Source organism: Mesobacillus sp. (assembly GCF_057785455.1).
This window is the reverse complement of sequence record NZ_JBYNSB010000045.1, coordinates 38,006-49,475: the sequence shown is the minus strand read 5'-3', so window position 1 is coordinate 49,475 and position 11,470 is coordinate 38,006. Positions and strand designations below refer to the sequence as shown.

11 protein-coding genes are annotated in these 11,470 nt (G+C 44.7%); all 11 read right to left on the bottom strand.

The features are described from left to right. Positions 1–180 precede the first annotated feature (180 nt). Positions 181–462 (bottom strand): preprotein translocase subunit YajC, encoded by a 282-nt coding sequence (gene yajC / locus AC3EBE_RS18195; RefSeq protein ID WP_488596449.1) that lies wholly within the window; start codon positions 460–462, stop codon positions 181–183. Between the two features lie 35 nt (positions 463–497). Further along, positions 498–1,637: a tRNA guanosine(34) transglycosylase Tgt gene (gene tgt, locus AC3EBE_RS18190; RefSeq protein WP_488596448.1), complete on the bottom strand. Its 1,140-nt coding sequence runs from the start codon at positions 1,635–1,637 to the stop codon at positions 498–500. Between the two features lie 362 nt (positions 1,638–1,999). Next, positions 2,000–3,028 carry a tRNA preQ1(34) S-adenosylmethionine ribosyltransferase-isomerase QueA gene (gene queA, locus AC3EBE_RS18185; protein ID WP_488596447.1) on the bottom strand — a complete coding sequence of 343 codons (1,029 nt, stop codon included), beginning with the start codon at positions 3,026–3,028 and terminating at the stop codon, positions 2,000–2,002. Between the two features lie 26 nt (positions 3,029–3,054). Then, complete coding sequence (locus AC3EBE_RS18180; RefSeq protein WP_488596446.1) at positions 3,055–3,261, bottom strand: DUF2905 domain-containing protein; 207 nt, start codon at positions 3,259–3,261, stop codon at positions 3,055–3,057. Continuing rightward, positions 3,258–4,256, bottom strand: coding sequence for a Holliday junction branch migration DNA helicase RuvB (ruvB, locus tag AC3EBE_RS18175; RefSeq protein WP_488596445.1), 999 nt, complete (start codon positions 4,254–4,256; stop codon positions 3,258–3,260). Before ruvB ends, AC3EBE_RS18180 begins: the two co-directional genes overlap by 4 nt. Before the next feature lie 26 nt (positions 4,257–4,282). Beyond that, the gene (ruvA, locus tag AC3EBE_RS18170) at positions 4,283–4,891 is read right to left on the bottom strand and encodes a Holliday junction branch migration protein RuvA (protein WP_488596444.1); all 609 of its coding nucleotides are present in this window, start codon (positions 4,889–4,891) and stop codon (positions 4,283–4,285) included. A gap of 155 nt (positions 4,892–5,046) precedes the next feature. Next, positions 5,047–5,595 (bottom strand): BofC C-terminal domain-containing protein, encoded by a 549-nt coding sequence (locus AC3EBE_RS18165; protein WP_488596443.1) that lies wholly within the window; start codon positions 5,593–5,595, stop codon positions 5,047–5,049. A 620-nt stretch (positions 5,596–6,215) separates the two neighbouring features. Continuing rightward, positions 6,216–6,923, bottom strand: coding sequence for a YhcN/YlaJ family sporulation lipoprotein (locus AC3EBE_RS18160; RefSeq protein WP_488596442.1), 708 nt, complete (start codon positions 6,921–6,923; stop codon positions 6,216–6,218). Between the two features lie 100 nt (positions 6,924–7,023). Further along, positions 7,024–7,968 carry a phosphotransferase gene (locus tag AC3EBE_RS18155; protein ID WP_488596441.1) on the bottom strand — a complete coding sequence of 315 codons (945 nt, stop codon included), beginning with the start codon at positions 7,966–7,968 and terminating at the stop codon, positions 7,024–7,026. A gap of 25 nt (positions 7,969–7,993) precedes the next feature. Beyond that, positions 7,994–10,192, bottom strand: coding sequence for a SafA/ExsA family spore coat assembly protein (safA, locus tag AC3EBE_RS18150; RefSeq protein ID WP_488596440.1), 2,199 nt, complete (start codon positions 10,190–10,192; stop codon positions 7,994–7,996). Positions 10,193–10,359: 167 nt separating this feature from the next. Next, positions 10,360–11,466, bottom strand: coding sequence for a quinolinate synthase NadA (gene nadA / locus AC3EBE_RS18145; RefSeq protein ID WP_488596439.1), 1,107 nt, complete (start codon positions 11,464–11,466; stop codon positions 10,360–10,362). Positions 11,467–11,470: the final 4 nt, after the last annotated feature.

Sequence of the window (11,470 nt, the reverse complement as noted above, 5' to 3'; positions counted from 1 at the left end):
GCCTCCGCGTTTCTTATTGTCTAGTTTCGCCTCCTAGAAACTCCGAAACTTCAACTCCGCCGGCAGAAGCAAAAAGCGCTTCTTTGTCGGAGTCTCCAGTTTCTGCGTTTCTGGGCAGTCGGCTATACTTTTCGTTTTCGGGGCTGAACGAGGCGCTTGCGCTTTTTGTTCTTATCCAAATTATTTTGCAAGCATGTCCGCTGAGCCCGTTACATCACGGATCGCTCCACGGTCGTATGTAAGACGGCTTCCATCGCCACACTTAATGACAACAGTTCCTTCGTCAATTGCATCGACGATACCGTGCAAACCGCCGATCGTCACAACCTTGTCACCCTTTTTAAGGTCGCTCTGCATTTGCTGAACCGCTTTTTGCCTCTTCTGCTGAGGGCGGATCAACAAGAAATAAAACAATGCAAACATTAGCAGCAGCGGGAATACTGTACCTATTAGTCCTTCCATTCATTTCCCCTCCTTTCAAGCCTGAAAACAGATCATTAGAAATTTTTAGCGTTAGGCTTGTTGAAGCCATATTGCTCAAAGAATTCATCCCTGAAGTCACCGAGGCGGTCTTCGCGGATCGCCTGTCTGACCTGCTCCATTAAGTTTATCAGAAAATAGAGATTATGGTAAGAAGTTAATCTAATTCCAAAGGTTTCATCCGTTTTGATCAGATGGCGGATATATGCCCTGCTGTAGTTTCGGCAAGTGTAGCAATCGCAATTTGGATCAAGCGGTCCGAAATCCCTTGCGAACTGCGCGTTTTTAACTACAAGCCTTCCCTGGCTTGTCATCAATGTGCCATTACGGGCAATACGGGTTGGCAAAACGCAGTCAAACATATCGATTCCGCGGATGGCGCCATCAATCAATGAATCCGGTGACCCAACTCCCATTAAATACCTCGGCTTATCAGAAGGAAGCCAAGGAGTTGTAAATTCAAGAACCCTGTTCATGACGTCTTTTGGTTCCCCGACGGATAATCCGCCAACGGCATAGCCTGGGAAGTCCATTGATACCAGGTCCTTAGCACTTTGCTTTCTTAATTCTTCATATTCACCGCCCTGGACGATGCCGAATAATCCCTGGTCCTGCGGACGCTTGTGTGCAGTCAGGCAGCGCTCAGCCCAGCGGGAAGTCCTTTCCACTGATTTTTTCATATAATCAAATTCAGCTGGATACGGCGGGCACTCGTCAAACGCCATCATAATATCGGAACCAAGTGCATTTTGGATTTCCATCGCTTTCTCAGGAGACAGGAACAGCTTGTCCCCATTTAAATGATTGCGGAAGTGGACACCTTCCTCCTCGATCTTCCTGAACTCACTCAAAGAAAACACCTGGAATCCTCCAGAATCAGTAAGAATAGCGCGGTCCCAATTCATGAACTTATGCAGGCCTCCAGCCTCCTGGACAATTTCATGCCCTGGTCTCAGCCAAAGATGGTAGGTATTGCTGAGAATGATCCCGGCTCCCATTTCGACTAGCTCTTCAGGTGCCATCGTTTTGACAGTAGCAAGAGTCCCTACTGGCATAAAAACAGGCGTTTCAAAGGAACCATGAGGCGTATGGACGCGTCCAAGCCTTGCTCCGGTTTGCTTACAGGTTTTAATTAATTCGTATCGTATTGCTGACAATAGTTATATGCCCCTTCCATTGATAAATCATGGCAGTATTTATAAAAAATATTTACTTCTAGAGATATATGTTGATTTCCAATCCAGGCGCTTCGCTTTCCTCTGAAAAATTATGAAAGCCCAATTGCCGGCTTTTTCAAGAGCGAACTTTTCTTGGGGAGTCCGGTGAGCCTACTCGTCGCTTTGCTCCTGCGGGGTAAATTGGCCCCTTCTTTCGGGCCATTCCTGCCTAGGTCTCACCTGTCCCGCTGCATCCCGAAGGAGTCTGCGCGCCTTCCGCTACTATCAACGGTTTTACAATCAACATCTATAACTGAGCCCTTTTATTATATCGCAGTGTTAAAATAAATACCTACAACAAACTATAATATCAGCATTGCATCGCCAAAGCTGAAGAAACGGTATCTTTCCTGGACTGCTGTATTATAGGCATGAAGGACATTTTCACGTCCTGCCAGTGCACTTACCAGCATGATCAATGTTGATTTCGGCAAATGAAAATTTGTGATCATTCCATCAATCGCCTTGAATTCATAGCCTGGATAAATGAAAATATTGGTCCAGCCATTTTCCGGGACGAATTTGCCATCATTTGCTGTCGCGATTGTCTCAAGCGTCCTCGTTGAAGTAGTCCCAACGGTAATAATTCTGCCGCCTTCTTCCCGGACCTTGTTCAAAAGCAAGGCAGTTCCTTCTGTTACCTGGTAAAACTCCGAATGCATATCATGTTCTTCAACAGAATCAACACTTACCGGCCTAAAGGTCCCAAGGCCAACATGCAAAGTGATGAAGGCAATGTGGATTCCCGATTCCTTCAGCTCTTCAAGCAATTCTTCGGTAAAATGAAGTCCCGCGGTTGGAGCTGCTGCAGAACCCCGCTCCCTGGCGTATACAGTCTGATACCGGTCGCGGTCATCCAGCTGCTCCTTGATATACGGAGGGAGGGGCATTTCGCCAAGCTGCTCAAGAACCTCATAAAATATTCCTTCATAAGAAAACTTCATGGTCCTTCCCCCATGATCCGCTTCCCCAGTGCAAACTGCTGTCAATAATCCATCGCCGAAGACAATTTTTGTTCCTTCCTTGATCCGCTTTGCAGGCTTGACAAGCGTTTCCCACTCATCTTCTTCCCCCTGTTTCAACAAAAGGACTTCAATCTTTGCGCCTGTGTCTTCCTTTAAGCCAAATAGTCTGGCAGGAAGCACCTTTGTATCGTTTAAAACAAGGCAATCCCCCGGCTTAAGATATTCTTTGATATTTTTAAATGTACTGTGTGCAATATTTCCCGATTGTTTATCCAAAACCATCAGTCTGCTTTCGGCCCGCTGTTCAAGCGGAGTCTGAGCAATTAATTCCTCTGGCAAATGAAAATCAAATAATTCTACCTTCATGATGTCACCCTTACTTTTATTCAGTTTCAGCGAAATCTGCCAATAAAATAGAAAATCGCCGATAATATGATGCTTACAACAATAGATGTAACGATTGGGAAGTAAAATGTGGCATTGCCCTTCTTGATGACAACATCGCCAGGCAGCCTGCCCAAATTGATGAATTGCATGATAAAGCCAATGATAAAAATGACCACTCCAGCAATCATGATGAACTTTGCCGCACCTGTCATTCAGGCACCTCCATCTGGAAATGTCGATATACAGCCTCCGTTACTATCCTTCCCCTTGGCGTGCGCTGCAAAAACCCGATCTGCAATAAATAGGGCTCGTACACATCTTCTATTGTCTGGGATTCTTCACCGATCGTAGCAGCGATTGTATCAAGCCCGACTGGCCCTCCCCGGTATTTTTCAATGATCCCTTTAAGTAATTTATGGTCAATATGATCGAGCCCTAAACGGTCTACCTGCATCAATTCAAGTGCTTCTTTTGTCAGCAATTCCTCGATAGAACCGTTTCCCCGAACCTGGGCAAAGTCACGTACCCGTTTCAACAGGCGGTTCGCGATCCTTGGCGTCCCTCTTGATCTCCTGGCCAGTTCCTGTGCTGCGAGCCAGTCTATATCCGTTTCAAGCAGGTCAGCAGTCCGGACAACAATGTCCGTCAACTGCTCTTCATTATAGTATTCCAGCCTGCTAAGGACTCCAAACCTGTCTCTCAGAGGAGCTGATAATGAACCTGCCCTTGTTGTAGCCCCTACCAGTGTGAACGGCGGCAAATCCAGCCGGACAGAACGCGCGCTTGGCCCTTTACCAATAACGATATCCAGGCAGAAATCCTCCATCGCAGGATAAAGAACTTCCTCGATCGTCCTTGGGAGACGATGGATTTCATCTATGAACAGGACATCGCCCGGCTCCAGTGCTGTCAAAATTGCAGCAAGGTCCCCAGGCCTCTCGATTGCAGGACCAGAAGTTGTCCTAAGGTTTACACCCATTTCATTCGCGATGATAGCAGCCAGCGTCGTCTTCCCCAAACCAGGCGGACCGTATAGCAAAACATGGTCCAGCGTTTCACGCCTCATTTTCGCAGCTTCTATAAACACCTCAAGATTAGCTTTCACCTTGTCCTGTCCTATATACTGCCTGAGTGTCTGCGGACGCAGGCTCTGCTCAAAGGAAAGATCCTGGTCGCCCGCTTCGCTGGAGATGATACGTTCTTCCATCTGTAGATCACCCTTTAATCAAATAATTATTTTAAAAGCTTCTGCAGTGCCAGCTTGATATATTGATCTGTTGATAATGATTCCTTTTTCAATTCAGGTGTAATCTTGCGTATTTCCTTCTCGGAGTAACCAAGTGCCTGGAGAGCAAGAATAGCTTCATCAAGCTCATTCGAAGCACTGACTGCTGCAGCCACCTCATCAGCATTGAATAAATTAGGGAAAAAGTCAGGAACCAAATCATGCAGTTTCCCCTTCAAATCCAATATCATTTGTCTTGCTGTCTTCTTTCCGACACCAGGGAATTTTACAAGGAAGGCTTCATCTTCATTTTCAATCGCCTGGACGACCTGGTCAGGCACTCCAGAAGCAAGAATTGCAAGCGCCCCTTTTGGGCCTATTCCAGATACATTCAATAATCTGGTGAAGAGTCCCTTTTCTTCTCTTGTCTTAAAACCGTAAAGCGCTATCAAGTCCTCACGAACATAGTGATATGTATAGACACACACTTCCTTGCCAGATTCCTTTGCAAACACGAATGGGTTTGGTGTCATGATCTGATAACCAATCCCGTTATTTTCAAGAACTATATATTCAGGCCCGACAAAATCCACAGAGCCTTTGATGAATTCGTACAATACACTCGCCCCTCTAATTTGCTGTACCTCATTTTAACATACAATTTTTAATGGGACGTACTAAAATATCTAAAAATGCGAACATATGGTTTATTTTAAAAAAACCATTTTGCTATATCCTTAAACCAAACAAAAAAGGACCCTCAATAGGCCCTTCAATGTTCTTCCTGCAGAGTATATGGTTTGAAAGTCTCAAGGACTTCTTCATAGCATTGTTTATTCCGGATCGGAATGCCTTTTTTCAGCTGATCACGCTTGATGCTTTCAAGTCTGCCGAGATCGATTTGAAAGAAGGATTGGATAATATTTGAGCCTTCTGGCCTTCCATTGAATATGGTTAACACTCCCTCATCGGAAAGTCCAAAATAGCCATTCGCCTTAAGCAGCGGTGAAATATCATCTATACCCTGGCGAAAGACGGCTTTATCCTTTTCAATATCGACCAGCTGCCATTTATCGTATTTAGCCCAGAAATCCTCCATGGACCAAATCGTTTCCGTAACTCTTTCCTCACTCATTTCTCCATCGAGATAAAATCTTTGCAAAATGATGGTCACTTCTAATGGTTCAGTCGTCTCCTGGCTCGTGGCTTCCGGCTTCTCAGCAAAAGCAGGTTCTGTAAAAAGTGCCAAACCATAGCCTGATAGACTGATGAGCACCATTGAAACGACGAAGGATAATTTCAACATAAATTTTGAACCCATTGCTGTCCACCTCTCTTCTTATTATGTTGCCATAGATAGAGTATGTTTACCTCTTCACTAATAGTTTAGCCAAAAATTATTCATTTATCCTCCAATAGAAAACCAGGTAATGAAATTGGCAAAATGCCAAGCGATTTTATTTAATTATGATTGTTGAGATTAGCATTAACCGCGTAAGCAGCAGGCTCTTCGACTCCTTTAAGAGAAGACTGAGTTTGATTTCTTCATAGTGATAATACGCTGAACATTGTATTTGTTTAGTCGATCACAATGCATCTCAGGGGTGAAAATATTAAAAGAAGTGTATTGAGGGAGCCTCATTGCATTTCAAAGACAACTGAGGTGTATTGAGGGAGGCTCTCATTGCCTTTTCAGATGTAAAAAGTCCAGCTGAACTGTATTGAGCCTGACTCTCATTGCCTTTCAGATGTGAAAAATCATGCTGAAGTGTTTTAAGCAAGGCTCTCTTTACATTTTCAAAAAAAAAATCCGATTGAGTTGCAGTGAGTGCCAACCCTTCCTTTCATGGAGGGAATCGCAGCCAAAATACTTGTTATCACCAGTAATGATCTTAATGTAAAAAAGAAGACAAAGCCGCGCTTTGCCTTCCATGTTCCAAATTAATTAACATTTATACTTTCTTCCGGATTCCCATTCTTACGGTCATAGTCAATATTTCTTGGTCTGCTGAAAGTCCCTTCGTCCCTGATGATTCTTAATACTCGGCCTTCTAGATATGGTCTGACAGCTTTTTCGATTTCTTTTTTCGTCTGTTTCTCGAGTGACTTATCTTTATAGCTTACAGCAATTTCCACTTTTTTTCCGAAGAGAATCGATCTTACCTTATCGACATTGTCTACAGAAGCAGCAGCATTCTTCACCTTGCGTGCAAGCTTTTCATCCTGCTCTGTATTTCCGTATACCCTTGCCTTCCCGCTGCCCCTTTTATCATCCAAATGGCCGTGATAATTCAAGTCTCCGCGGCTGTATCGGTTATCCCGCTGAAAAAAGTTATGGTCATGGTCAGCTCTTGGGACGGTAGGATTAGGCGGGTTGCCGTTTTCATCCTTTGACTGGAGCCGCATTCGTTTCTGTTCCTCAGCAACTCTGCCTTCTTTTCCGAAGTTATGGTCAAAGATCTCAGTCAAAGGACCTTCGCGGTCATCCATGACATCTACTTCATTGCCCTTTTCATTGGAATAATAACCTAAAGGCTGAGCAGCATTTGTGTTCTGCGTCCGAACCCCTGCCTCGTCATCTCCATTGCACGCAGCCAGGCCAATCACTAATAGGGATGTTAATGGAACCAGCTTTATTCTTTTATCCAATAGAAAAACCCCCATGCAGCCTATTTATGAGCATGATTCTGCTCATTATTAGGGTGCGGCTGGGGCTGCTTTTTCATTCTGTCAGAAAAGCCCAATCACCTCAGGGAAGCAATGCTCTTATTTCCTGATGGAATTGCTGTCTTTGCTGTAATTGGCCTATCGTCATCTCAACAATTGGTGCGGTTCTGTAGGGATTTGAATGATTTCCCTCTCTGATGATCCTGTTCCATTCCCTAAATAAATCGGCAGGGTATAATAAGCCATATAGAAACGCTTCAGAATCAAGCCAGTTTCTCAGGAGTTTGATTTCAGCCAGCTCATCAAGCTTCCAGCCGGTAAATGGCAGGATCCGGTTGGCATATTGAAGCAAATCATAAGCTGGAGAACCAATGCTGATCAAATCAAAGTCAATTAAATGCAGTGTTCCATCCTTTGCCCTTAGGAAGTTGTGGTGAGCGACATCACCATGAAGTATTGCCTGTGGTTCATTATCAATCGAGCTTTTTAATTTTATAAAACCAGCCAGGGAAAAATCTGCCCACTTTATGAATTCATCAGTAATTTCTTTGCCAATGTAATAATTGACCTTAGGCAAGTTATGGACAAATTCATTTTTCCGTTGATGCCATTTCCTTGTTAAGTTTACTTTAGGTATTAATGAAGAGTAGGAAGAGGTTAAATTCTCCGTTTTTGAATGGAACAATTCTAACAGATCAATTCCAGCTGTTCGGTCGTTCTTATGTTCATAATGAAAAGGCTCTCTTGCTGGTTCAATAAATTCCATTATCCCTAAGTATTGATCCTCGCAGTAAAGGGGATCATTGGGGTTTGGATAAAAAGTATAAGAATAAGGAAAGCCTGTTTTTCTTAATGAAGAAGCGAATGCTTCCTGAACTTTGAGCTTCCTTAAATCCTTATAGCCTTTTACGATGAATTCCAAATTCTCAGTCTTTACAAAATAAACATTTCCCCTTAATTGCTTCAGTTCAATGATATTCAAGCCGAGTTTTTTTGATAAATAAGAGAAGAGACGATTATTGTACAAATCGTCTCCCCCTTTCTTGTTGAGATTAATATTCATTGCTTTCGTCTTCAAAACGTGCAGGCATTGCATAACCAGGGCCCATTGGTCCTGCTCCATAAGGATTCATGAACCCTCCAGGTCCAGGTCCAGGTCCCATACCCATTCCCATTGGATAGACATGGTGCGGGTGCATGTGGTGCATTCCCGGTCCTCCTGGGTAACCTGCTCCCATCATTCCATAAGGAGTGCCCATCGGTCCTCCTGGGTAACCTGCTCCCACCGGTCCATATGGAGTGCCCATTTGCCCTCCACAGCCACAATCACTGCCCATTCCCTTTACGCCTTGCTTAGGAAGCATTGGAGGCTGCATTGCCCCGCCTACTTGCGGCGGCATATTGTTATCCATCATCCCGCCTACCTGCTGCGGCATCATTGGCATATTGTTATCCATCATCCCGCCTACCTGCGGCATCATCGGCATATTGTTACCCATCATTCCGCCTACCTGCGGCTTCATCGGCATATTGTTACCCATCATTCCGCCTACCTGCGGCATCATCGGCATATTGTTACCCATCATCCCGCCTACCTGCGGCATCATTGGCATTTGATTATCCATCATTCCGCCTACCTGCGGCATCATTGGCATTTGATTATCCATCATTCCGCCTACCTGCGGCATCATCGGCATATTGTTACCCATCATCCCGCCTACCTGTGGCATCATTGGCATTTGGTTATCCATCATCCCGCCTACCTGCGGCATTTGCGGCATATTATTTTCCGTCATTCCGCCTACCTGCGGCATTTGCGGCATATTATTTTCCATCATTCCGCCTACCTGCGGCATTTGCGGCATATTGTTTCCCATCATTCCGCCTGCCTGCGGCATTTGCGGCATTGGCATATCAGAGGATTCATCATCCATCATCCCGCCTACTTGCGGCATCATCGGCATATTACTTTCCATCATTCCGCCTACTTGCGGCATCATTGGCATCTGGTCCTGCATTCCGGCTACCTGCTGCGGCATCATTGGCATCTGATCTTGCATCATTCCGCCTACCTGCGGCATATATGGCATCTGTCCATATGGCGGACACCATCCTGGACCAGGCAATACAGGTGAAATCGGGATGCCATAAAAGGTTGGCCCTGTCATCTCCGGCGAAACCTGTGGCTGCATATTCGCCGGCATGTTTTCAGCTGCAGGGCTCAGAGGCATCTGCATATTTTCTGCAAATGAGGAGCTTTCCATTTCTCCCATGCCAGGCATCATTCCCGGATATTGCATTGCACCCTGCACCTGAGGATATGGCATCATTCCAGGGTACTGCATAGCCCCTTGTACCTGAGGGTATGGCATCATTTGCTGCGCTCCAGGATAACCATAACCAGGACCTGTCATTGATGGAGCTCCGGGATAGCAAGGGTGTGGATAAGGAATCATAGGCTGCTGGTAACCTCCTTGAGTCATAGGCATAATTGATGGTGATTCATCCATGTAATCATTCTTTTCAATTTTTATTCCAGGTTTGATTTCAGATTTAACACTCGGTTTCACTTCTGCTTTTGGCAGCGGCTTTACCTGTGGCTTCACTTCTGCTTTCGCTTGCGGTTTCACTTCAGGTTTTACTTGCGGCTTCACTTCAGGTTGCACTTGAGGCTTGACTTCCGGGAAAATATTTTCTGGCTTCGGCGGGAGCTGCGGTTTTAGCTGCGGTTTTGGCTGTGGCTTAGGCGGAAGCTGCATATTAGACATATTCAGCATATAATAATTGTTTATGTCAATTTCAGGCATGATCTGCTTCGGCATTTTAGGAGTATATGGTTTTACTGCTTCTTCTTTCTTAATCGGTTTAGGCGCCTCTTGCTTTGGCATTTCCATTTTTGGCATTTCCATTTTTGGCGCTTCCATCTTTGGCTGCTCCTTGACTGGAGCTTCCTTAGGCACTTCTTTTACCGGCGCCTCTTTCTTCACTTCTATAGGCATCTCTTTGGCAATTGGCTGTTGAGCGATCGGCATCTCTTTTTTGCCACCCATATTGATTTTTGCCATTCCACCGATTGGAGCTTCTTTCTTTACATTACCTCCAGCGGTTGGAACTTTTATTTTCATACCGGGCATAATCATATCAGGGTTGCTGAGCTGGGCATTCATCTTTTTCAGCTCTTCAAAGTTCACGCCGTACTTCTTGGCGATCTTCCAAAGAGTATCCCCTTTCTGTACGATATGGAGCTTCATTCTGATTCCCTCCTATGGCATAAGTCCATATATTGTATGTGGGTGTGGGCATTTTGCTAACATTCTTCAAAAAAACTTATGCATTACTCTAAATAAATATGTTGTAACAAGCTTTAATAAGCTTTTCCTAAAATAAAAAATCCTCCCTTGTCTGGGAGGACTATTAATTATGAAAGCTGCAGCATTCGGTCAAGTGCGAGTTTGGCATTTCCTGCTGTCTTTTCATCAACCTTGATGATGTTCAATTCCTGTCCCTGCTGGATGGAGTCGAGGCTCCAGGCAAGGTGCTGGAGATCGATTCTGTTCATCGTCAGGCATGGGCACATATGTGGATTCAATGAAATGATATGCTTTTCTGGATGCGCAGCAATCAAACGGTTAACAAGATTCATTTCAGTTCCAATCGCCCAGGCTGACCCTGATGGGGAGGCTTCTATGGCATCAATAATATAATTGGTAGAACCCGCCATTTCAGAGAGCTCGACTACTTCCCGGCGGCATTCCGGGTGGACAATTATTTTCATATCAGGATGGGCTTTACGGACATCCTTGATATTTTCCACGGTAAAATTCTCGTGGACGGAGCAATGCCCCTTCCAGAGGATGACCTTCACTTTTTCAAGCGGTCCGTCAAATTCCAGGATATTTTCATTTGGATTATAAACAGCCATCTCATCTAAGCCAATTCCGATATTGAATGCCGTATTCCTGCCTAAATGCTGGTCTGGCAGGAACAGCAGCCGATCCTTTTTTGTAAAAGCCCACTTTACCATCTTTTCTGCATTTGATGAAGTCACTGTTGCACCGCCATTTGCTCCTACAAAAGCCTTGATTGCGGCTGTTGAATTCACGTATGTTAATGGAAGGATTGTATCACCAAATAATACCTGCAGGAATTCCCAGGCACGTTCCGTTTGGTAGATGTCGGCCATATCTGCCATGGAACAGCCTGCCCTCATATCAGGCAAATAGACTTTCTGGTCTTCTCCGGTTAAAATATCAGCCGTTTCCGCCATGAAATGGACTCCGCAAAAAACGATATGTTCAGCTTCTTTATTATCAGCAGATAACTGGGCCAGCTTTAGTGAGTCGCCTGTTGCATCAGCAAACTGGATTACTTCATCCTTTTGGTAGTGATGTCCGGGAATAAATAATTTTTTTCCCATCTTCGATTTAATATCCTGAATCATGACCTCTAATTCCTGTACGGACATATTCCTGTATTTTTCAGGGAGCATTCCGGATTTCGCATCAAGTGCTGCCAAAATATTCATTTCA